The organism is Clostridium magnum DSM 2767 (assembly GCF_001623875.1).
Taxonomy (GTDB): Bacteria; Bacillota; Clostridia; order Clostridiales; family Clostridiaceae; genus Clostridium_AM; species Clostridium_AM magnum.
In genome coordinates this window covers 270241-295006 of record NZ_LWAE01000007.1, presented here as the reverse complement: position 1 = coordinate 295006, position 24766 = coordinate 270241, and the positions used below count along the sequence as shown (strand labels likewise).

The following is a 24766-nucleotide window of genomic DNA, read 5'->3' as shown; positions in this document are numbered from 1 at the left end:
AAGGGGTTTTACTAGCTTATGCTATGGGAAATCTTATCTTGAGGTGGGCTTCACGCTTAGATGCTTTCAGCGTTTATCCCGTCCTGACATAGCTACCCAGCTGTGCTCCTGGCGGAACAACTGGTGCACCAGAGGTCAGTCCATCCCGGTCCTCTCGTACTAAGGACAGCTCCTCTCAAATTTCCTACGCCCGCGACGGATAGGGACCGAACTGTCTCACGACGTTCTGAACCCAGCTCGCGTGCCGCTTTAATGGGCGAACAGCCCAACCCTTGGGACCTACTTCAGCCCCAGGATGCGACGAGCCGACATCGAGGTGCCAAACCTCCCCGTCGATGTGGACTCTTGGGGGAGATCAGCCTGTTATCCCCGAGGTAGCTTTTATCCGTTGAGCGATGGCCCTCCCACGAGGAACCACCGGATCACTAAGCCCGACTTTCGTCCCTGCTCCACTTGTTTGTGTCGCAGTCAGGCTCCCTTCTGCCTTTGCACTCTTCGAACGATTTCCAACCGTTCTGAGGGAACCTTTGGGCGCCTCCGTTACTTTTTGGAGGCGACCGCCCCAGTCAAACTGCCCACCTAACAATGTCCCGTGACCAGTTTCATGGCCGCCGGTTAGAATCCCAGTACTGTCAGGGTGGTATCCCAAGGTTGACTCCACAAAGGCTGACGCCCTTGCTTCTCAGTCTCCCACCTATCCTGTACAGACAATACCGAAATTCAATGCTAAGCTACAGTAAAGCTCTACGGGGTCTTTCCGTCCAATCGCGGGTAGCGAGCATCTTCACTCGCAATACAATTTCGCCGGATTTGTTGTCGAGACAGTGCCCAAATCATTACGCCATTCGTGCGGGTCGGAACTTACCCGACAAGGAATTTCGCTACCTTAGGACCGTTATAGTTACGGCCGCCGTTTACTGGGCTTAAGTTCATACCTTCGCTTGCGCTAAGTATTCCCCTTAACCTTCCAGCACCGGGCAGGCGTCAGCCCCTATACTTCAGCTTTCGCTTTAGCAGAGACCTGTGTTTTTGCTAAACAGTTGCTTGGGCCTATTCTCTGCGACCTACTTGCGTAGGCACCCCTTCTCCCGAAGTTACGGGGTCAATTTGCCGAGTTCCTTGACAACAATTCTTCCGCTGGTCTTAGGATTCTCTCCTCACCTACCTGTGTCGGTTTGCGGTACGGGCGCCAACATCCTCCATAGAGACTTTTCTTGGCAGCGTGGATCAGATACTTCGCCCATAAGGGCTCCCCATCACACCTCAACATTGACTAAACGGATTTTGCCTGTCTAGTCTGCCTAGATGCTTAGACGCACATCCAATAGTGCGCACATCTTATCCTCCTGCGTCATCCATTTGTAATAACGTCAGTTGCGGTATCGGAATATCAACCGATTGTCCATCACCTACGCCTTTCGACCTCGGCTTAGGTCCCGACTAACCCTGAGCGGACGAGCCTTCCTCAGGAACCTTAGGTTTTCGACCAATAAGATTCTCACTTATTTCTCGCTACTTATGCCAGCATACTCACTCCTGTACAGTCCACCGCTCCTTTCGGTACGACTTCAATCCATACAGGAAGCTCCTCTACCACTGATACTTACGTATCAATCCATAGCTTCGGTGGTAAGTTTTAGCCCCGAACATCTTCGGCGCAGGATCTCTCGACTAGTGAGCTATTACGCACTCTTTAAATGAGTGGCTGCTTCTAAGCCAACATCCTAGTTGTCTTAGAAATCCCACATCCTTTTCCACTTAACTTACACTTTGGGACCTTAGCTGATGGTCTGGGCTGTTTCCCTTTTGACCACGGATCTTATCATTCGTAGTCTGACTGCTTTGATTCAAGTATATGGCATTCGGAGTTTGATAGGGTTCAGTAACTGTTGTCAGCCCCTAGCCCATTCAGTGCTCTACCTCCATTACTCATTCAAAACGCTAGCCCTAAAGCTATTTCGAGGAGAACCAGCTATCTCCGGGTTCGATTGGAATTTCTCCGCTATCCACAGCTCATCCCATGGTTTTTCAACACCAACGTGGTTCGGTCCTCCACGGAATTTTACTTCCGCTTCAACCTGTCCATGGATAGGTCACCCGGTTTCGGGTCTACGACATGCAACTTCTCGCCCTATTCAGACTCGGTTTCCCTTCGGCTCCATACCTTAAGTATTTAACCTTGCTACACATCGTAACTCGCTGGCTCGTTCTACAAAAAGCACGCCGTCGCACATAAAAGTGCTTCGACTGATTGTGGACACACGGTTTCAGGTTCTATTTCACTCCCCTTCCGGGGTTCTTTTCACCTTTCCCTCACGGTACTGCTTCACTATCGGTCACCAGTTAGTATTTAGCCTTGGGAGGTGGTCCTCCCTGCTTCCCACAAGGTTTCACGTGTCTCGTGGTACTCTGGATTAGACCTGACTGCTTTTTCTTTTCACTTACAGGGCTTTTACCTTCTACGGCGGAGCCTTCCAGCTCTCTTCAGTTAAAAAATTGCAGTATTTATGGTCTATCCGCACCCCAGGAACAAGTTCCTGGTTTGGGCTCTTTCCCTTTCGCTCGCCGCTACTTAGAAAATCGATTTTTCTTTCTCTTCCTCCGGGTACTTAGATGTTTCAGTTCCCCGGGTATACCTCTATAAACCTATGAATTCAGTTTATAGTACATTACGTTAGTAATGTGGGTTGCCCCATTCGGAAATCTCTGGATCACGGCTATTTGCGCCTACCCAAAGCTTATCGCAGCTTATCGCGTCCTTCTTCGGCTTCTGGTGCCAAGGCATTCACCATGCGCCCTTTGTAGCTTGACCTATACCGAAAATTGCTATTAACTTCGCACTTCTTCGTCAAGTCTTTCGTTGCGGTGCTCATTTACCAGTCAGTAAATTCCGCTCCTCATTCAAGCCTTTCCTCGAATTGCTCGTTACTATCAATTTTCTAGTTTTAGTTCATAAAAATCTACAAAGGTTTTAAATATACTTTCGTATAAGTAATTTACCTTTAGCTTTACTTTTATTTTTGTTAAACAATTGCGTTGTTTAACTATTCACTGTGCAATTTTCAAAGAACAATTTGAAGAATTTAATAATCCTTCAAATTAAACAGAGGCTAAACCAGTCTTTCAGACAGCATTACCTGTCTGTATTATCCTTAGAAAGGAGGTGATCCAGCCGCAGGTTCTCCTACGGCTACCTTGTTACGACTTCACCCCAATCACTAACCCCACCTTCGGCCGCTGGCTCCTTTACAGGTTACCTCACGGACTTCGGGTGTTGCCAGCTCTCATGGTGTGACGGGCGGTGTGTACAAGGCCCGGGAACGTATTCACCGCGACATTCTGATTCGCGATTACTAGCAACTCCGGCTTCATGTAGGCGAGTTGCAGCCTACAATCCGAACTGAGATAGGTTTTTGAGTTTGGCTCCACCTCGCGGTCTTGCATCTCTCTGTACCTACCATTGTAGCACGTGTGTAGCCCTGGACATAAGGGGCATGATGATTTGACGTCATCCCCACCTTCCTCCCGGTTAACCCGGGCAGTCTCACTAGAGTGCTCAACTTAATGGTAGCAACTAATAATAGGGGTTGCGCTCGTTGCAGGACTTAACCTAACATCTCACGACACGAGCTGACGACAACCATGCACCACCTGTCTCCCTGCCCCGAAGGGCTTCATGCATCTCTGCACTATTCAGGGGATGTCAAGTCCAGGTAAGGTTCTTCGCGTTGCTTCGAATTAAACCACATGCTCCGCTGCTTGTGCGGGCCCCCGTCAATTCCTTTGAGTTTTAATCTTGCGATCGTACTTCCCAGGCGGAGTACTTATTGTGTTAACTGCGGCACAGAAGGTTGGACCCTCCTACACCTAGTACTCATCGTTTACGGCGTGGACTACCAGGGTATCTAATCCTGTTTGCTACCCACGCTTTCATGCCTCAGCGTCAGTTACGGTCCAGAGAATCGCCTTCGCCACTGGTGTTCTTCCTAATCTCTACGCATTTCACCGCTACACTAGGAATTCCATTCTCCTCTCCCGCACTCTAGATATCCAGTTTGAAATGCAGCACCCAAGTTAAGCTCGGGTATTTCACATCTCACTTAAATATCCGCCTACGCATCCTTTACGCCCAGTAAATCCGGACAACGCTCGCCACCTACGTATTACCGCGGCTGCTGGCACGTAGTTAGCCGTGGCTTCCTCCTTTGGTACCGTCATTATCGTCCCAAAAGACAGAGCTTTACAACCCGAAGGCCTTCATCACTCACGCGGCGTTGCTGCATCAGGCTTTCGCCCATTGTGCAATATTCCCCACTGCTGCCTCCCGTAGGAGTCTGGACCGTGTCTCAGTTCCAATGTGGCCGATCACCCTCTCAGGTCGGCTACGCATCGTCGCCTTGGTGAGCCTTTACCTCACCAACTAGCTAATGCGCCGCGGGTCCATCTCAAAGCGGATTACTCCTTTAATTAGTCCTTCATGCGAAAAACTAATGTTATGCGGTATTAATCTCCCTTTCGGGAGGCTATCCCCCTCTTTGAGGCAGGTTACCCACGTGTTACTCACCCGTCCGCCGCTAATCCACCCCGAAGGGCTTCATCGCTCGACTTGCATGTGTTAGGCACGCCGCCAGCGTTCGTCCTGAGCCAGGATCAAACTCTCAATTTAAAAGTTTGAATGCTCATTACTGTTTTTACTCACTACTATATTATAGTAGTTAAAGAATTGCTGGTTTAGTTTATTTAATAAAAGTCATTTTGACTTTCAACCTCTGTTTAATTTTCAAGGATCATGTCGACTCATCTCGACAGCTTATTTAGTTTATCATGTTTATTTTATCTTGTCAAGAACATTTAAAACATTTTTTATTTTCTGTCGTTCTCAACAACTTTAACATAATATCATGAACATTTACTGAATGTCAACACTTTTTAGGTTGCTACTCTTTGTTCATTTATTTGCTGCTCATCAAGCAACGAATGTTATTCTATCACCTTTAGTACTATTTTAAATTTAGAGTCACATCATACACATTAAATTATATAGTTTATTCTTAGTTTTTCTTCAAATATCTATGTATTTAACATATAGACACACCAGATTCAGTTTTCTTATATTTACACAATTGTTCATCATCTTTTTAGGTAATACCTTTTTATATAAATAAACAACTTCATAATTTAGCTGAATGATTGAGTTTACTAAATTATAGTTAAGGTATATGTCAAACCTTGAAGTTAGAAATCTATATAATTTTCATTAATACCCATAAATAGATCTGACTTATACTAGATATAACTATAGTGATACCGGGGCTAAGATAAGATTTGCTTATGGGCATCTATAGGGTTTGTAACTTGAACTTTAACTTATACGTAGAGATATGTTATCAAAACTAAAGGCACATTTAAAAACTTTTTTATCAGTCTTAGCGAAGTATTTTATAAAATCTTAGAATATTCGATTGTCTGAGCAAAGCGAGTTTATCGAATATTCTTAGATTTTATGAAATACAAGCTTTAGACTGATTAAAAGTTTTTAACCGTGCTGAAGTTTGGTAGCATATTCCGTAGTATAAGTTAAAGTTCCACCTAGAAACCCTATATAAAAAAATAGTAGCCTAACTTTACGATTGAAGTGTTACTATTCTTTACTTACTTATTATATTTATTTCAAAAAACTCAGCTGTATGTCAGATATTTTCTTTTCATAGGAAGGCATCTTTGTAGAAATTCCATATTTCTCACAAGTCTCATTAAATATATTTTTGAGTTTATTCACATTATTAGCATTACATCCATAAAAGCTTCCAAATTTTTTTTCATATTTATTTCTCACTCCAGGAAAAAGTTCATCTAACTTTGAATAATAATAAGCCTTTTGCCTATCCCTTAATGTCATTCCAAAGTAAGGATAAATGAATTTTGCACCATACTCATTTGCTTTTTTATAATTTCAATTATATTTTTTTCACTATCTTCAATAAATGGTAATATAGGCATCATAGTTATTCCTACATTTATTCCTACAGCAGATAAAATTCCTATAGCCTTGAATCTATCTGAAGATATTGGAGCCGCTGGCTCTATTTTTTCTGCGAGTAAATCATCTGCAGTAGTTATTGTAACTGCAACAGAGGCATATACATTATTTATTTCCTCAAGTATATCTATATCTCTTAAAATAAGATTACTTTTGGTAGTTATATGGACAGGATACCTATTGTCAGCAATTACTTGAAGTGACTTCTGAGTCAATTTATACTGTTTTTCTAAAGGTATATATGGATCGCTCATAGCACCAGTGCCAATTGTCCCTCTTACTCTCTTTCGCGAGAGTTCTTTTTTTAACAACTCAACTGCATTTACTTTTACAATAATATCTTCAAATTTATCGATTTGATAGCATTCGCTCCTTGAATCACAATATATGCACCCATGCTGACATCCTCTATAAATGTTCATACCATATTTTACACCAAACCATGAACTTGGATTTTTACATGTTATTAAAATACTTTTTGCATTTACTTCACTTATCATTAAACTCAATCCTTATTAAATAAATTAATTTCTACTTAATGGACACATATATATCAACTTCAGCATTCTCAGTGTCATTATACCTTTCGTCATATAGTTCAAAGTCACCTTTATATGTTCTACTAATTCCTGAATTCCATATATGCGCCCAGGCTTCCCCAATTTTCTGTGGCATTTTCCCTTTTGCTGTTACAACATAATATTTTGAAGCTGGAATTACTTTACTAACCATTCCCTCTGGTATAAACTCAATACTACTAACTTGAAAACCAACTATAAAGGAATATGATCCTTTTTCATTATTTTCATAATCAGTATATATTCCTAATATTGAATTAGCTTCAACTTTATTAGGTATTTTATCACCAAGCTTTTGGGATTTAAATTGTTGCCATAGTTCAAGAATTTCCTTCATACATTTCCCGTCTTCATTAGTTGTTCGTATTTCTTTTCCTACTATCAACATCTCGCTTTTTTCTAATATCCTTACTGGCATATCTTCTTTTTTCCACCTTTTCAACTGTGGAAGGCAGCTACTCATTAAAGCTCTTGCTTCCTGTTCCTTCATGCCTTTATTCTTCATAAAAGGTACACATACATCTATCATCTGTTCCATTGTTAATTCAGGCTGTTTAAAAGCTCCATTTTCATAACAGTATATACAATATTCTTGATTCTTTTCATTATTAGCTTCAGTGCCATAAAACTCCTCATTCATTGGCATTCCACAGCTTTGACAATAATTTTCTTCCATTACTCATTTCCCCTTTTTCGTATATTATACTTGTATTATATATTAGGGGTTTGACACCATTACGTCATGTTTGAATAAATGTTATAAATTTTTTCCGATTTATCTTTTATAATTTTTCTTATTCTATAAGGTTCAATAACTTCAACATATTCTCCATAACTTAAGATCATTGAATAAACCCATTCATCCTCAAAAAAGTCACTTTCCACAACTAAACTGCCATCTTCTTGAACCTTTATTTCAGAAATATCAAAATAATCTTCTATTCTATATCTCACCCTATTTGAAAATTTCAGTTTCATCCTTGTTAACTTGTTTTCCTCATATTTATTTTTATCTAAATTCTCATATTGCTCATATGATATCCTACCTTTTTCAATTTCTTTTTCTAAAACCTCTAAGCTATCCATTCTTGATAACTTAAATAATCTATAATCACTTCTTAGCTTACAGAATGAAAATAAGTACCAGGAAACCCCCTTAAAAACAAGAGTTAGCGGCTCTACTTCTCTCCAATCGTATCCACCCTTTGAACTTCTATAGTCAAAAGCTATACACTTTTTATTATCAACAGCAGTGTATACAACCTTATAGTTTAAATTTTCTTTATCAGATTTTCTAAATCCCCAAGGTAAATTATCTATAACCATCTGCTGAAAATGCGAATCAAATTCTGCTCTCTTCTCCTTTGGCACAATACTCTTTATCTTTTCAATGGCTAATTCAACTTGTTTATTATCCAAGAATCCATTTATATTCTTTAAAGCTTCCACTATGGAAATTTTATCTTCTAGAGTTAGGAATTGATGGTTAATCTTATAGTTATCTACAATATAAAATCCCCCATTATTTCCTGACTGTGAAACAACAGGGATGCCTGCCATATTAATTGCTTCAATATCTCTATAAATTGTTCTAATTGACACCTCAAATTTTTTTGATAATTCTACAGCAGATATCCTTTCTCTATTAAGAAGTATTGTAATAATTGCTAATAATCTATTGATTTTCATATTTTAATCACCTAACAAAATTGTTTCTCTATAATCCTTTAAGTTTTAACTCAATTATATTCCTTTCAACTATAATTTACTATGTATAAAATATAAAAATGTTTTTTGTAAATGAATTTTGTGAAAGAGTTCAACTTTAAATTTCACAACAAAAAGCACTATGAATCTTGACCAAATTCATAGTGCCTTTATTATATTAAATACAAGTCATGAAGATTATATTAAAAACTCTGCAGCAACTTTGTATTTTAGGAGAAACCTATTTTTATTTTAGTAATTAGTATTTAATGTCTAATACTTCTTTCATATGCTCAATTGGCATATCTTTTCCTGTGAATAATTTAAATGCAGCTGCTCCTTGGAATAACATCATTCCTAAACCATTCATTGTTTTACATCCTACTTCTTTTGCCATTTTTAATAACGCTGTTTCTCTTGGTGAGTAAACAACATCTGTTACTATTAAATCTGGTCTTAAGAAGCTTGGGTCTGGGATATAAGTTTGTCCTTCTAAAGGTTTCATTCCCATTCCAGTTGCATTTGTGAATATATAACTATCTGCAATTTCCTCTTTTAATTTATCAAGATCTGCTAAATCATATAAAGTTGCTTTACATTTAGTTCTTTCATTAATATCCTTTACTGTTTGTTCTGCACGAGCATAGAACTGATCCTTCTTATTGAAGATTGATATTTCAGCTACACCATCTAAAGCTGCCTGAATTTCAATTGCAGTTGCCGCACCACCAGCACCTACTATTGTCATCTTCTTACCAATTACATCAATACCTGCATCCTTTAATGCTTCCATGTAACCAACACCGTCTGTAATATGGCCAGTTAGAACACCATTATCATTTACTATTGTATTAACTGCTCCACAAAGTTCTGCTGCTTCTGATACTTTGTCAAGATATTTGTGTACTACTGTTTTGTTAGGCATTGATACGTTTGATCCACGTACTTTCATTGCTCTAAAACCTTTTATAGTATCTTCTAGCGTATCATTATCAACCTCAAATGCAAGATAAGCATAGTCTAACCCTAATTTTGCAAAAGCTTCATTATGCATTGCTGGTGAACTTGAATGTCTGATTGGATATGCAATTAATCCTATAAGCTCTGTATGTCCTGTAATTCTTTCTCCCATGATATTATCTCCTTTATCATTTATAATTTATTTTTATAGTTATTTTATTTAATAATTATTTGCTTGCAGTAATAAGCTTAAGTATTTTATCTAACTCATCTGCTGATATTTGTCCTGGTGCTGATGCAACTTTTGCTGAACCAAATGTAGCTGCTGAACCAAAGGTTTCGCCTGCTAAACGGCTTACAACGCCTAATGTACCCATAGCCATAGTAATAACTGGAGTTTCACCATGTTCACATACCATTTCATTAGTAGCAGTTAACAAAGCTAGAACATCTTTAGCATTAAGAGGCATTACCGCAATTTTCGGTATATCTGCACCTAATTGCTGCATTTTACACATTCTTGCTACTAATTCATCTTTTTCAGGTGTTTTATGAAAATCATGATTAGACATGATTACTTTTACACCAAACTCGTGTGCCACATCTGCTATCCCTTTTACTACTTCATCATCTCCAATAAATACTTCAACATCTATCATGTCAGCATTTCCAGTTGCTGCAATTGCTTTTTTAAGTTCTGCATAGTATTCTACAGTGACTGCTTTTTCTCCACCTTCTTTAGCAGTTCTAAAAGTAACTAGTAGTGGAATATCCCCTAAACCTTCTCTGATCTGAGCTAATAGTTCTTTTACCTTTTCAACATTTTCTACATCTTTATAGTGATCAATTCTCCATTCTACTATGTCAAGCTTGATTGTTTTTAAGTAAGCTAGGTTTTCCATAACCTCTTCATTATTAGCACCCATTAAAGATACTAGAATCTTTGGAATTCCTTCTCCCAATTTTACATTTCTTACTTCCACTATATTTTTCATTTCATTCTTCCTTTCATCTACTTAATATTTAATTAAAATAATTCATTATATTAATATCCTTAGCGCAATTGCTCTCATCTTTATGGTAATCGTTATCTTAAAGTATAATATTTATGTTTCTATTAATTAGACGATTCACTATCAAGTCTTTCCGTATATAATGAAATATTGCAGTAAATCTACTTTTTTCTGATTAGAATTTTGTACTTAATTCAAATTTCATCATTTAAATCAAGATAGTTATTTTTTTAACATATCATATTTATATTATAAATCAATATTTTTGATAATTCTAATACATGTTTTTCGCTTTATTGATAGTTTTTAGCTATTAAATTTTTCACAATATAACTCCACAGAAAGTTATGTATTAATTTAAAAGAGATATGAAGAATATAAGCACTTTCATATCTCTTTCTATATTATATAATGAGCAGTAAATCCTAACTCAAATTAATCCGAAATTACAATACGTGAAGGTTTTCCGATGATAAATATATAAGAGAAAGCTCCTAGAAGACCCATAGAAGAAACAAAAACCAAAGCAGAAGAATAGGACCCAGTTGTAGCAATAAGGTAACCAACTATAGCTGGTGATAATGTTCCTCCTACATTAGTTACAAAATTATAAGTTCCACCACATGACCCTACTAGTTCCTTTGGCACTATCTCAGATAATAAAGCCCAGGTAATAGCTGATGCCATGCCTTGACCAAAAAACGCTACACACATAAATGCAATTACAACATTAACGTCATTACTATAGTTAGCCCCTACAACCACAGAGCACAACAACAAACCAACAATAACAGGAAGCTTACGAGACACTGCTAAACCATACTCTTTGGAAATCATCCAATCTGACCACTTTCCAGCTACAAGAACCCCTGCTATTGCAGATAAATAAGGTAACGCACCATAAATCCCAACCTTTAGCATAGTCATATGTTTTTCACTTACAAGGTAGGATGGAAACCACGTCATAAAAAAGAATAGTATTGCGGCATTGGCAAATCCACCTATATACATCCCCCATAGTTGACGACTTGTAAACAGATATTTCATTTCTTTCCAAGTAACCTTTTTTTGCTCAACAACAGTATCTGAAAGTCCACCTCCTTCTTTAATTAAATCAAGCTCTGCTTTATTAACACCTTTAAATTTCGCTGGATCATGGTAAAAACCAAACCAAACAAAAGCACATAAAACTCCTATTAAACCTGTAGCTATGAAAATGGATCTCCATCCAAAGGTAACTAGAAGCCAAGTAAGAATAGGAGTACAAAGTGCAAGACCTATATATTCTGCACCAGTATAAGCTCCAATTGCAAAGCCACGTTCCCTAGAAGGAAACCATGCAGTAACAATACGATTATTTGCTGGAAAAGCTGGAGCTTCAAAAAATCCAAGTCCAAGTCTAAAACCAATCATACTTCGTAAACCAGAACCAATTGAAATTGCCATAGTCATAACGGACCAACCTACAAGCGCAACCCCATATACCAGCCTAGGACCGAATCTATCAAGAAACCACCCACAAGGAATTTGCATAAGAGTATATGACCACCCCATAGCAGAAAATATAAGTCCCATCTTAGTAGCATTTAGCCCAAGGTCCTTTGACAAGTAAGGAGCAGCCACCGCAAGATTGGCACGATCAAGATAATTTATAAAGGTTATTAAACAAACTAGAAAAAGTATAAACCATCTTTTCTTAGTTGGTTTCGCCTCTAAATTTCTTGGAACTATTTCTTTCATTATTCTTCCCCCCAATTATAATTTAATCTACTTCATATTAGATTCAACTGAAATATCTAATAATGATTCTTATGTAAAACAAACAACTTTCACAAGCCTAAAACTGAAATTTGAGGAAGGCTTAGTAATAATTACTTTCCTTCCCCTTAATTTTCTTTTTTCTGCCTTACCCATGATGTGAAATTTGTCAATCACTACTGGTCCAACATAACTATATTTGATTGAAGTAAGATCTTAATTCAGATGAAGATTCTTTTACCCCATCTGAATTATAGAGCTGTTATATATAAGCATTAATCACTATACTGATGCTGCTACTGATTCCTGCTTTGCATACTGTTTATTTACGAATAATGCAAGTAAAATACCAATAATAGTAATTCCCATATTAAGTAAAAGTACATATTTTGGTCCCTGCACACCACCAGCTTTTGTAAGCATACTAGCTATATTTAAGATAACGTAATTTGCTACACTGGATGCAATCATAACTATGGATGTAATCTTACCTTTATTGGTTGGGAACATAGAATTTGCTGTTGATACTGCTAACTGAAGTACTCCACCTGCTGCTGCGTATCCAAGTACAAATCCTCCTACTAAAACCATTGTTGGTGATTGTATAAAGTATAAAGCTATAAGCATAATTGTAGAAATTGCAGGATAAAGAACAAGAATTCTTACTGGTTTAATAAAGCTTTTCACAAGAGGTGCTGTTACCAATATAGCAACTATTGATCCCATTGCATAATATGATTGAATTTGGCTTGGTTTAGCCAATCCATATAATTTACCTAATTCTTGATTACAGTTCAGCCATAACTGGAATGTAGATGTACATGTAAATCCGATAAGAATAACTGCAATACTAGTTGCTGTAAATTTCATTTTTTCTTTCTTAACTTCAGCTCCATCTTTTCCCGTGCTAGCATTGCTATTCATTGCTGGGAATGGCAGTATTGCGATTAAAATTGCATCTATAATAAGTAGTACGGCTGTTACGAAGAAAATAGTTTTATATGACATGTGGTTTGCTGCAACGAAACCAATCATAAATGGAAGAAGAAGCTGTCCTATAGATATTGAAAACTTAGTGAACATACTAGCAGCGTCACCGGATTTTGTAAATATTTCCAAGCATGATGGGATAATACAAACATCTAGGAAAGAGTTAGCTGCACCACCGGCTAATGCAAATGCATAAGCAACATACATATTTGGCGCTAATGCAATACCTACAAAATAAGCTACATAAAGGGCTATACCAATTAGTCCAGAAGCTCTTCTTCCAAATTTATCTGAAAAAGGACCCGATATAGGAAGTGTAATTAAACGTCCTAAACCTAAAGCTGCAATAACAGCTATTACCACACTTACATCAAAGGTACCATTTGCTAATGTTTTTGCTCCCCATGCACCTGCAAAGTTTTGTTTATATTGTCCTAAAATTGATACCCCGATACCATGTATAAAGTATATGAAATATAAGGCCAAGGCAGTTGGAAAATAGTTTTTCTTATTACTCATTTCTTTTCTCCTTTCATTTCTCCCTTAGAAAATATTCTTTTCATTGAAGCAAGATCTTAATTCAGATGGGGATTCTTTTACCCCATCTGAATTTTAGAGCTGCGAATGCATGGCTTACTTGGCGTTGAACTCCCACTTGAAGAAGTGGGAGACTTACGCCAAGTTAGTCAGGTTTAACATTCAACACTTTTTCTATCTACTGGCTGTAACTATATTATTTATAGTTTTCCAATATATTTTGTTAATTTCTTAACCTTTTATGACGTAATATTAGTTCTGTTTTTATTCGATGACTACCCGCTCTAATACTTCTCTTCCTATCGTCAGATAAGTAAAGAGCGGCTACATCCCTAGATTCATTCAACTAAGAATCAGGTGGGGCTTAAAACCCCATCTGATTCAAGTTTCCACTTCATGTTCCAATAATGGGGGTGGATATAGAACTCCAACCCATTACTGATTTTAATTTCATTATAAAATTATAGTTATATCCACCTAGTAGAGATAATGCTATTTCATTACTTAAAGAATTGTTCCTTAACTTCTTCCACTGGCATTTCTAATCCAGTATATAGCTTAAAGGCTTCTGCTCCCTGCCATAACAGCATTCCTGTACCACTTACTATTTTACAGCCAGCAGCCTCAGCATCCTCCAGCATCTTTGTTTTCTTTGGATTATACACAGCGTCTGCTACAACCAAATCTTTTCTGAAAACACTTGTCTCTTTTATATTTGATTTGTCTTCATTAGGACGCATTCCTACAAGTGTTGCATTCACTAAAATATCACTGGATGCAATTTCTGCGTTAAGTTTTTCAGTATCATCCAAATCATATAAATTTACAACACATCCCGGTACTTCTTTTTTAATATTTTCAACAGTTTTTAGTCCCTTTTCATAAAAAGCGTCCTTCATGTTGAATATAGAAATTTCTCTAGCTCCATCTAAAGCACATTGCACCTGAATAGCTGTTGCAGCGCCACCAGCACCCATAATAGTTATTTTTTTGCCTTTTACTTCTACGCCTTCTTCTTTCAAGTTACGTACAAATCCGATACCATCTGTAATATGTCCAGTTAATTTGCCGTCATCGTTAACGATTGTATTAACTGCTCCAATAATACGAGCTGCTGGAGATAGTTCATCCATATACTTAACAACTTCACTTTTACATGGCATTGTTACATTTGAACCTCTCATCTTAAAAGTTTTTATAGCCGCAATAGCATCAGGTACCTTTTCCACTGTTATATCAAATGCTAAGTATGCATAGTCTAATTGTAATCTTTGGAAACTGTAGTTATACATAGCTGGTGATCCTGAGTGACCTACTGGTGTACCTATTAAACCTAATAAGCCTGTCCTTCCTGAAATACGTCTTTTCATAATTATACCCCCATGAAATTAATTTTGATCCCCTTATATTTTCATTGCTATTTCTAATGCTTCATTTGTCGCATCAAGTGCTCTACGAGCTCTCACTGCATCACCGATAACATAAGTTTCTTTAACAGCTTTTTTAACTTCTTCGCTTAATGGGTCGTATGCACGTGCTCCCATAGCAAGTACTACTGAGTCAAAACCTTCAAGACGGTGCTCTGAGCCATCTTCTAGCGTATAGGATACCCCATCTCCAAAGAATTTTGCAACCTTAGCACTTGTAACGCTTTTAATTTTATATTCTTCAAAATCACCCATTAAGAATTTACGATGTTCTGAAATTACATCTGCTCCTACCTTATCTCTAAGTTCAATTACTGTAACATCATGTTCCTGTTCTCCTAAGAAAGCGGCAGTTTCACATCCTACCATTCCTCCTCCTACAACAAGAACCTTTTGACCACAGGATTCTTTTCCATCTAGAAGATCAACTGCATTGATTACACCTGACTCATTAATTCCTGGAATAGGAAGAACTAATGGTGTTGCACCAGTAGCAATAATTACTACATCTGGAGCTTCTGCTGAGATCATTTCAGGAGTTACTCTTGTGTTCATGCGGATTTTTACTCCATACTGTTCACATTTAGCAACATAGCTACGAACCATGTTTGTTATATCTCCTTTTCCAGGAGGATAAGCTGCTAAACGCATTTGTCCACCAAGTGTATCTGTTGCCTCAAATAATGTTACATCGTGACCTCTCATAGCTGCTGTGTATCCTGCAAGCATACCGCCTACTCCACCACCAACAACTATTACCTTTTTGCTAACCTCTGCAGGTTTAACTTCTCCCTCATGACCAAGGAATGGATTAACAAGGCACTTAACTGGCTTTCCTTGATACATATTGTGAACACATCCCTGTAAGCAAGCAATACATGGATTCAATTCCTGTAGACGACTTTCCTTAGCTTTATTAGGTGTGTGTGGATCAGCTAAGCTTTGACGTCCAAAGGCTACTAAATCACAGCGTCCTTGACGAACTAGTAATTCTGCAAAATGTGGTTCTGTGAAACGTCCAACAGTAATTACAGGTATAGTAACTGCCTTCTTAATCTCTGTAACTAGATCAGCACTGAATCCTGCATGTAGTACTGTAGGTGCCCACATATATTGATCACGGATGTGCACTGCACGGGAAACGTGTAAACCGTCAACTCCGCATTCTTCTAAGTAAGCTGCAATTGTTGCACTGTCATGAACGTCCAGTCCTCCTGCAACTTCGTCAGAGCTGTTTATACGGCAAAGAATTGCCATAGAATCTCCAACTTTTTTACGTATATTTTCTATTATTAAACGAGGTAAACGCATTCTGTTTTCAAAGCATCCACCAAATTCATCTACACGCTTATTTGTTCTTGGTGAAAGGAAGCTGTTTACTAAATATCCATGTGCACAGTGAACTTCTACTGCATCAGCTCCTGCTTTCTGTGCACGTACTGCTGCATCACCGTATAATTCAATAAGTTCGTAGATTTCTTCCCTAGAAATAGCAACTGGTGTATTTCTTCCAAAGGATGAAGGTATTGCAGATGCAGCTTTTATAGGATGTCCTGCAACTGCTGCATTTCCTTCTGGACCAGCATGTTGAAGCTGTATAGATATTTTCGCACCAGCCTCATGACAAGCATCTATAACACGCTTAAAGCTTTCTATAGTACTATCTTCAAATAAACAAGGCTTACGTGGACCTCCTTTAGCTTTCTTGTCCACAACTGTAGCTTCAAAAGTGATTAAGCCAAAACCACCAATAGCACGTTCACGGTAATAAGCTAAGGAGTTATCACTCATAGTTCCGTCTGTATTTGCAAAATTGTTACCCATAGGTGGAACTACAAAACGATTTGGAACTGTCATCGGACCAATTTTTATAGATGTAAACATAGATTTAAAGTTCATAGAAATATATCATCCTTTCGAATTTGTTTAATTTAAAACATATAAGCCTTTACTACTTTGTCTTTGGAGAAACTTCTGGCCATGCTTTGTCCAATACTTTTATAGTGTTGTCATATGTGTGTTTAGCTGCTTCAGCAACACCTGTTGCTAAAATAGCATCGCTTATTACTTCAACACCGATACATGCAGGCTTGATACCTTTTTCTTTAATCATACGAACAAAGCCTTCTGTTACATTGATTCCAGTACCTGGTGCAAGTCTGTCATGCATTGATTCATCTCTTAAAATAGATTTTGCATAAGGTCTTTCGTAAACATCGTTAATCTGGATAGATACTATCTTATCAGCTGGAATATCTTCTAGTAATTTAACATCAGTTTCCTGATTTGCTCTTACCCAATGCCATGAATCCAAGATAAGTTTAGCATTATCACAACCAGATGCTTGAACTACAGCCCAACCCTTTTTAACATCTGGAATTCCGCTATATGGCATAGGTTCTACACCAATTACGTACTTGCCTGCTCTTTGACATAATTCTTTTAGCTTCTGTGCAGTATGTTCTACACTGTAATTTTCCATTAACCCAATATTAATATGGTTAACACCGAATAATCCACACATATGGAAACATAATTGTTCTTTGTATTTTTGTTCATAAGAACGGTTGTTTTCAGCCCACATTGTTATGTATTCAACTTCGGTAACCTTCATATCATATTTTTTAAGAATATCAAGAATATCTGAATCGAACAAACCTTCGTTTAGTGCATCTACATATGTTTCAGCACGAAGACCTATTGCTTCATAGCCTGCCTCTTTTGCTGCCTTAACTCTTTCCTCAAATTTACATTGATCTCCCAATGTCCATGAGCTAACTGTAATTGGTGGACATTGTTTTTTAGTTTCATTATTCATAATAATACCCCTTTCCCCGAAAGAACTGGTCATATACTTCAATCCTAATTGAAAAATTACCTGTTCTAAAACTTAAATTTTACTATTATCTATCTTTTGCTGATTGTTAACATTTGAAATAATTTTTGTTGATTGTTAATGTTTGAACTGATTGTTAATATTTAAACTGATTGTCTACCGGTAGATTTGTTATTACAGAATAAGTTAAATCCCATCACCTAATCGATTTCACTGGGATTTATGAATTTATTATATTACATGAATCTTATGAAAACAAATTGATAATATCCTAACAATCCATAGATTTTGTATATAGTTCATGCTATAATTAAAATCAAAAAACATAGATGTATATATGAAAGTGGGGTACCAAATTGAATTTATATCATTTACGTTATTTTGTAACTCTAGCACATTTAGAGCATTATACAAAAGCTGCTGAGGAGTTAATGATTACACAGCCTAGTTTAAGTCATGCCATCTCCTTATTAGAAAAAGAATTAGGGGTTTCCCTATTTGAGAAAGAAGGCAGAAATGTAGTTCTTACAAAATACGGGAAATTATTTTTATCTGATACGGAAAAATCTTTAGAAATTCTTGATTCAAGTACAAAAACTTTAAAAATGATTAGTTCTGGGGAAGGTAGAATCGACTTAGCCTTTCTTCGAACCTTAGGAACGGATTTTGTCCCAGATATTACCCGAAATTTCTTGCAGGCACATCAGGAAAAGTCAATTGAATTTCAATTTCACACCGGAGCAACTTCTGTGGATATTATTCAAGGGCTTAAAGATAGAAAATATGATATGGCTTTTTGTTCCAGGCTAGAGAAAGAACATAGTATTGAGTTTATACCAGTTGCCAGTCAAGAATTGGTATTAATCGTTCCTACTGACCATCCGCTATCGAATAGGGATACAATAGATTTAATTGAGACAATTCCATATCCTCAAATTATTTTCACACAAAAAAGTGGACTTAGACCTATAATTGATGATTTATTTAGACAAATCGGCGAACAGCCAAAGGTTGCCTATGAAATTGAAGAAGATCAGGTAATTGCCGGATTAGTTTCTAAGAATTTTGGTATTGCAGTTTGTCCTAATATGCCTATTCTGAATTTTATAAACGTTAAAGTTATTCAGATTGCAAGTCCTAGTTTTGAAAGAATCTTTTATCTAGCAGTAATGAAGGATAGATATCTGTCACCGGTTGCTCACAAGTTTAAAAAATTTGTTATCGAACATACACAAATATAATCATTTATTTTAAAATATATCTATATTTTATATATGACAGTATATTGTCAAGTTGAAAAATGAAACATCTAGCTACATATATTTACAAAAGCAATAAAACCAACTTTAGAAAAGGTTTACTTTTACATATTAGTTTTGTACTCAAATAAAAGTCACAGATACTTTCATCATATAAAGTATCTGTGACTTTTATTATTAAATGTAAACTTGTCCCTCTAGCAAGGAAAACTGTTGCTAAAGTCAATATTAACTGATTTGTTCTTTAATATCATACTGTTCATTTTTAGTAACTTTTTTATATCTTAAATTTGCCAAAATAGCGCAGAAAATACCAACTACATATATAAATATCAAGAAATAAAATACATGTAAAATATCATAGTATCTTAAAATAAGACCTGTTAAACCTGGAACTACTGCTGCTGCTATACCACTAGCAGTAGAAACTAAAGCTATTGTTGCACCTTTATTCTTCCAAAATAACTCACCCATTGTAGTTTGGGACATTTGAAGCACTCCTGCAGAAGATCCTCCTACTAAACAAAAAACTATTGTTGCAACCAATGGTGTTTTAAGTACTAATAGAGTTATTAAAAATATTAGCCCAAGTAATGGATAAGCCAATGTAATGTGTACTGGTTTTACTGTTTTTCTTAAAAGCAATGCTAATATTCCAACTGAAACAAGGGTACCCATACTGTAATAACTAATAAACTTTAGAGAAGTTATTTGAGCTATTCCTAAAATCTTTTGAGCATAAACAGGAATCCATGTTTGATATATTATAAATGTAGCATTAGAAGTAAAACCTATTATAACAAGTGCTAATCCCTCTCTCCAAAGCATTGGTTCTGATGCGAATTTTTTCCCGCTTACTTCTTTATTATCACTTTCATCTTTAACATACTTTGTATCTGGAAACTTGCTATTATATAACATAAGAAAAATTATAAATCCTATTATTGCTACTACATAAAATGTATATCCATAGAACATTTTGTTACTAGCAAAGAAGGCTATAATAATTGGTAAAGCTGTACCTCCTATTGCTATAAATGCCTTTATTACTACCGTTGCTGTACCAGGAGTTTTTGGAAAACACTCTATTAAAGAAGGATAACTTGCAGCATCCATAAAAGCATGTGATATACCTGCAAATACTGAAAGCAGCATGGCTACTTGATAATTTGGTGCAAGTGGTAGTCCCACTAGAAAAACTATAGCAAAAAGTGGAGCTAACCACAAAAATTTCTTTCTTCCAATTTTATCTGATAATCTTCCAGCTATGTACAATGTTGCTGAACGAGTTATTCCTTCCATGGAAATCAAAAAACTTATACCAGCTAGATCTGTACCAAACTGTTTAGTTAAAAAAGGCATATGAGCTGAGTGTAAAAGAAGTATCATACCTAACATAGTATAACTAAAGTATATACCTAGTGATGATTTAAAGTAAGGATTTTTAAACATAATTACATTACCTCCTATTTATCCTATTTATCTATATATTAAATACTAATTAGAACACTTACTAACTTTTAGAATTATCTATAAAAAACATTACTATGCATAATGAAAAGGTTTAGTGATATGTGAATTTTCAAACTTTTTTAAATATGAAAACTTATGACCTAGATTAATATTCTACAATTTAGTCGTTTATTTATTAACAAACTACATTTTTATTATACATTGACAAGTTTTAAACATCAACTATACAAATTCTATCATATTTATAAGATTTGTCTATAAGTATTGGTATAAAAAGACCACAATAAACTAAGTTTATTGTGATCCAAAGTATTATTTTGCTTCTTTTGCATACTGTTTATTTACAAACAATGCAAGTAAAATACCAATAACAGTAATTCCTATGTTTAATAAAAGTACATATTTTGGTCCTTGTACACCGCCAGCTTTTGTAAGCATACTTGCGATATTTAAGATAACATAGTTGGCTACACTAGATGCAATCATAACTATAGATGTAATCTTACCTTTATTTGTTGGGAACATAGCGTTTGCTGTTGATACTGCTAACTGAAGTACACCACCAGCTGCTGCGTATCCAAGCACAAATCCACCTACTAATACCATTGTTGGTGATTGTACAAAGTATAATATTGCAAGCATGATTGTAGAAATTGCTGGGTAAATAACAAGGATTCTAACTGGCTTAATAATACTTTTCACAAGTGGTGCTGTTACTAATATAGCAACTATTGATCCCATTGCATAATATGATTGAATTTGAGCTGGTTTAGCTAAGCCATATAATTTACCTAATTCCTGATTACAGTTTAACCATAACTGGAATGTTGATGTACATGTAAATCCGATAAGGATAACAGCAATACTTGTTGCTGTAAATTTCATCTTCTCTTTCTTAACTTCAGCTCCAACCTTTTCTTTCTTAGCATCACTGTTCATTTGTGGGAATGGCAGGATTGCTATTAAAATAGCATCTACAATAAGTAATACAGCTGTTACAAAGAAAATAGTTTTATATGACATATGGTTTGCTGCAACGAAACCAATCATAAATGGAAGTAGAAGCTGTCCTATGGATATTGAAAACTTTGTGAACATACTGGCAGCATCGCCGGATTTTGTAAATATTTCTAAGCATGATGGAATAATACATACATCTAGGAAAGAGTTAGCTGCACCACCTGCTAATGCAAATGCATAAGCAACATACATATTTGGTGCTACTGCAATTCCTACAAAATAAGCTACGTAAAGAGCTATACCGATTAATCCAGAAGCCCTTCTTCCGAATTTATCTGAAAAAGGTCCCGATATAGGAAGCGTAATCAAACGTCCTAAACCTAAGGCTGCAATAACAGCTAGTACCACACTTACATCAAAGGTACCGTTAGCTAATGTTTTTGCTCCCCATGCACCTGCGAAGTTTTGTTTATATTGTCCTAAAATTGATACCCCGATACCATGTATAAAATATATGAAATATAAGGCCAAGGCAGTTGGAAAATAGTTTTTCTTATTACTCATTTCTTTTCTCCTTTCATTTGTCCCTTAGGAAATGTAATTGTATTTAATATAGAACTTTTTTGGCTCTATACAATAACCGCAGATTATTTTATTAACAATTTTTCACTCTTTTTCGTTAAATTCTTAACCCTTTATGTTCCAATAATGAGGTTGGACTTTTATATCCAACCTATTACTCACTTTACAAACATAAATAATGTCATAGTAAACTGAAAACAGTAGAATTATAAATCAGTTTTAAGTACTGCTTAAATTGCATCTATTTTTTCTAATGCAAGAGTAATCTCTCTGCCTTCTCTAACGCCATCCATTATCTTTCTTGTTCTAGCGCTATCTCCAATATTAATTACTTCAACATTCTTTTCTCCAAAATGTTCTTGTAACTCCTTTAAACCTGGATTTTCCGGTCTCATTCCAAGACATACAAATCCATAATCAAATTCTATAGTTACTTCTTCTTCACCTTTTTTAACTTTAAAATGATCTGATGCTACTTCCACAAGAGCTGTGCTTGTATTAACATCTACATTATATTTCTTAATAATGTCCATCATAGAAATCTTAGTGATTACATCTAAGTCTCTTCCAAGCATAGGCAACATTTCAACTATTGAAACAGTTGCTCCTTTTTGTGCAAAGTATTCTACAACATCTAGACCTACTGCTCCACCACCAATAACTGCTACTTTTTTGCCTTCAACATTAAGATTTTCAAATTCATCAATGTTATTAAGCAGTCCAAATATTGAATATAACTTTTCTCCTTCTTTGTCGATACGCTCTAATAAACCTTTGATTGGAGGAAGTAATGGCTTCGATCCTGTAGCGTTTACTATAATATCTGGACTAAGATTTTGTACTAATTTAGCATCAGCTTTTGTATTAGTAAAGATAGTTAAATTGTCTAATCTTTCAGTTCTATTAACTAGATACTTAGGAAAATCAGAAATTCTTTGTTTATCTGGTAGTTTTGAAATTTCCTTTGCAAGTCCACCTAAGTATGATTTTTGTTCAAATAGAAAGGTTGTACATCCTAACTCCGCTGCTGTACATGCTGCTTCAAGTCCAGCTGTTCCTCCTCCAATAACCACTACATTGGTTTTCTTTTTTACCTTTTGCTTCTTATAAACATCTTCAGTTATTGTATCTGGGTTAACTGTACATCTAATTGGTCTATTTAATCCTATTCTGTGTCCTGCACAACCTATATTACAGGATATGCATTTTCTAAGCATATCTTCTTGTCCACTTTGAACTTTCTTCACCCAGTTTGGTTCAGCTATTAGTCCACGACCCATTCCTATTAAGTCTGCTTCTCCTTCTGCTAGAATCTTTTCAGCTACTTCTGGATTTCTGATGTTTCCTGTTGTTATTGTTGGCTTATTAAATTTATCTCTTACAGCTTTAGACATATATGAACGCCATCCATCCTTAAGGTTCATGTTGTCTATTTGGTAATATAATGAATCATTTACGGCTGCGGATACATCGAATATGTCAACTTCATCATTTAAGTATTCTAATATTTTTAGTGTATCTTCTAAAGTGTTACCGCCTTCTAAAAGTTCGTCTGCGCTAAATCTTAATATTATTGGAAACATAGGTCCCACAGCTTCTCTTACACTATCAATTACCATTCTTGCAAATCTTGCTCTGTTTTCAACGCTACCACCAAATTCATCTGTACGGTTGTTGTAAAGTGGTGATAGGAATTGACAGATTAAATATGAATGCCCTGCATGTATTTCAACTGCATCAAAGCCTGCTGTTTGTACTCTTTTTGCTGCTTTACCGTATTTCTCTACTATATCTAGTATTGCGCTTTTCTCTAATGGTCTAGGTACCGCTCCACCTGTCTTTGAAGGAATATTTGATGCTGAAACAGGCTGACATCCTATTCTTTCTGATACTGCTGATGCACCTGAATGGTTAATTTGCACTGCCACATTTGCACCGTGTTTGTGTAATCTTTCATTAAGCTTATATAAAGCAGGAATAAAGCTGTCATGATCCATTCTAAGCTGTGTTGTTCCATTTGATCCTAGAGGAAAGTCAATACATACATTTTCTAATATTATTAATCCTGTTCCACCTTTAGCCCTTTGTTCATAGTACTTAATATGCTCTTCATTAATTTCGCCGTTCTGTCCTGCATAGTTTGTCCCCATTGGTGGCATAACTATTCTGTTCTTTAATATCATGTTTTTTACTTTTAATGGATTTAAAACATTCTGATACTTTATCATTTTTCTACCCCCATTTTCGTATTTTTATGTGCCTATAATTTAATTGAAGCAAGATCTTGATTCAGATGGGGATTCTTTTACCCCATCTGAATTTTAGAGCTGCGAATGCATGGCTTACTTGGCCTTGAACTCCCAGTTAAGCAGAGAACCAAAATCTACGATTTTGTGTGAATCGCTTACTCCTCTGACGCTAGGAAGAGGAGTTTCATATGAAGTGGAAGACTTACGCCAAGTTAGTCAGGTTAAAATAATTCATCCTACTGAAATGGTTCGTATAATTATTATTTTTTATAGTAATCGTTATCTTAAAGCACAATATCAATAATTTATTACTAACGTTTTGTGAATATCATCAAATATTACAAAATAACCTTTCGACTAAAACTTCTCTATTTGTTCATATTTTGTCATTAATTTA

13 protein-coding genes, 2 rRNA genes and 1 pseudogene are annotated in these 24766 nt (G+C 36.1%); 1 reads left to right on the top strand and 15 read right to left on the bottom strand.

The annotated features are described in order from the left end of the window. The 12 genes and pseudogenes from CLMAG_RS23585 to CLMAG_RS23530 all read right to left on the bottom strand — a co-directional run. A 23S ribosomal RNA gene (locus tag CLMAG_RS23585) occupies positions 1-2812 on the bottom strand; the annotation flags it as partial. Positions 2813-3156: 344 nt separating this feature from the next. Continuing rightward, a 16S ribosomal RNA gene (locus CLMAG_RS23580) occupies positions 3157-4666 on the bottom strand. A gap of 999 nt (positions 4667-5665) precedes the next feature. Beyond that, positions 5666-6540 (bottom strand): annotated as a pseudogene (locus CLMAG_RS23575) (SPL family radical SAM protein). 31 nt (positions 6541-6571) lie between these two features. Next, the gene (locus CLMAG_RS23570; protein ID WP_066628391.1) at positions 6572-7294 is read right to left on the bottom strand and encodes an effector binding domain-containing protein; all 723 of its coding nucleotides are present in this window, start codon (positions 7292-7294) and stop codon (positions 6572-6574) included. A 59-nt stretch (positions 7295-7353) separates the two neighbouring features. Continuing rightward, positions 7354-8307 (bottom strand): helix-turn-helix transcriptional regulator, encoded by a 954-nt coding sequence (locus tag CLMAG_RS23565; RefSeq protein WP_066628388.1) that lies wholly within the window; start codon positions 8305-8307, stop codon positions 7354-7356. A gap of 277 nt (positions 8308-8584) precedes the next feature. Further along, a complete protein-coding gene (locus CLMAG_RS23560) occupies positions 8585-9457 on the bottom strand; it encodes a shikimate dehydrogenase (RefSeq protein ID WP_066628385.1) in 873 nt (290 codons plus the stop codon). 55 nt (positions 9458-9512) lie between these two features. Further along, positions 9513-10280: a type I 3-dehydroquinate dehydratase gene (aroD, locus tag CLMAG_RS23555; RefSeq protein ID WP_066628383.1), complete on the bottom strand. Its 768-nt coding sequence runs from the start codon at positions 10278-10280 to the stop codon at positions 9513-9515. A 453-nt stretch (positions 10281-10733) separates the two neighbouring features. Further along, a complete protein-coding gene (locus tag CLMAG_RS23550) occupies positions 10734-12038 on the bottom strand; it encodes an MFS transporter (RefSeq protein ID WP_066628381.1) in 1305 nt (434 codons plus the stop codon). 300 nt (positions 12039-12338) lie between these two features. Beyond that, on the bottom strand, positions 12339-13565 hold the full coding sequence (locus CLMAG_RS23545; RefSeq protein ID WP_066628379.1) for an MFS transporter: 1227 nt from the start codon (positions 13563-13565) through the stop codon (positions 12339-12341). Between the two features lie 518 nt (positions 13566-14083). After that, positions 14084-14953, bottom strand: a complete 870-nt coding sequence (aroE, locus tag CLMAG_RS23540; RefSeq protein WP_066628376.1) for a shikimate dehydrogenase — start codon at positions 14951-14953, stop codon at positions 14084-14086. Positions 14954-14986: 33 nt separating this feature from the next. Beyond that, complete coding sequence (locus CLMAG_RS23535) at positions 14987-16909, bottom strand: oxidoreductase (RefSeq protein ID WP_066628373.1); 1923 nt, start codon at positions 16907-16909, stop codon at positions 14987-14989. Between the two features lie 52 nt (positions 16910-16961). Continuing rightward, the gene (locus CLMAG_RS23530) at positions 16962-17828 is read right to left on the bottom strand and encodes a sugar phosphate isomerase/epimerase family protein (RefSeq protein ID WP_066628370.1); all 867 of its coding nucleotides are present in this window, start codon (positions 17826-17828) and stop codon (positions 16962-16964) included. A gap of 374 nt (positions 17829-18202) precedes the next feature. Between CLMAG_RS23530 and CLMAG_RS23525 the strand changes: the two genes are divergently transcribed. Continuing rightward, positions 18203-19087 (top strand): LysR family transcriptional regulator, encoded by an 885-nt coding sequence (locus CLMAG_RS23525; RefSeq protein WP_066628368.1) that lies wholly within the window; start codon positions 18203-18205, stop codon positions 19085-19087. A 246-nt stretch (positions 19088-19333) separates the two neighbouring features. Here the strand turns inward: CLMAG_RS23525 and CLMAG_RS23520 are convergent, their stop codons facing one another. From CLMAG_RS23520 to CLMAG_RS23510, 3 genes are all read right to left on the bottom strand, one after another. Further along, the gene (locus CLMAG_RS23520) at positions 19334-20557 is read right to left on the bottom strand and encodes an MFS transporter (RefSeq protein ID WP_066628366.1); all 1224 of its coding nucleotides are present in this window, start codon (positions 20555-20557) and stop codon (positions 19334-19336) included. A 333-nt stretch (positions 20558-20890) separates the two neighbouring features. After that, positions 20891-22102, bottom strand: a complete 1212-nt coding sequence (locus tag CLMAG_RS23515) for an MFS transporter (protein ID WP_066628363.1) — start codon at positions 22100-22102, stop codon at positions 20891-20893. Positions 22103-22350: 248 nt separating this feature from the next. Beyond that, positions 22351-24348 (bottom strand): NAD(P)/FAD-dependent oxidoreductase, encoded by a 1998-nt coding sequence (locus tag CLMAG_RS23510; protein ID WP_066628361.1) that lies wholly within the window; start codon positions 24346-24348, stop codon positions 22351-22353. Between the last annotated feature and the right edge of the window lie 418 nt (positions 24349-24766).